Origin of the sequence: Alteromonas sp. S167 (assembly GCF_036864375.1) — a bacterium.
Taxonomy (GTDB): Bacteria; Pseudomonadota; Gammaproteobacteria; order Enterobacterales; family Alteromonadaceae; genus Alteromonas.
Window position 1 is genome coordinate 1 of the sequence record NZ_JAZETR010000037.1, and the last position, 592, is coordinate 592.

Annotated in this window: 1 protein-coding gene; it reads right to left on the bottom strand. The window is 39.7% G+C overall.

Going from position 1 to position 592, the window contains the following annotated elements:
- Nucleotides 1-94 precede the first annotated feature (94 nt).
- On the bottom strand, nucleotides 95-592 hold a 498-nt coding region (locus V7R35_RS17825), incomplete at its 5' end, for a hypothetical protein (RefSeq protein WP_334016231.1).

A 592-nucleotide genomic window follows, 5' to 3' on the forward strand; every position in this document is an offset into this window, starting at 1 on the left:
TAACGCCCAACTTAGGGGCAATAACACGTAGGCTAAAATGGGAGCGAAGCGACTGAGCCTACGTGTTATTGTCCCAGTGAGCGCCAGCGAGCGACTACAGTTTTTTGTTAGGCTCTTTCACAGCATACTTAAAATAGATATACGCAGGGAAGATAAAGCCCAGCCAAAGGCTAGAGAACAGTCTTAATTCCGTGCGTTTTAAAAATAAAAAGCTATCGTAAGAAATCTCTTTAATCGTTGTTCCTTGGCGGCTTAAGATATATTTTCCGTTTTCAATTTGAGGCTGCCCATCACTGAGTATTATTACCGAAAAAATGAAAACAGCGATAACATACCAACGCAGATACCTATGGACTTTTCCCAAATACCAAGGGCCGCTTTTTTTAAGCTTATCTTCAAATTTTCCGTTTGTATATTTTTCTGAGCGTTCAACTAATACCGTTGCCCCTAAAGCAAAAAAGGAAATTACTGTCATTAGATGCACATAACTAGATGTTGCGAAAATGCTGACGCCTATGTAAGTGCTAAAGTGCAAAAAGACAGAGACAAAAAGAGAAATAGTCAATAATACTGACAACGCTAACTCCAGAGC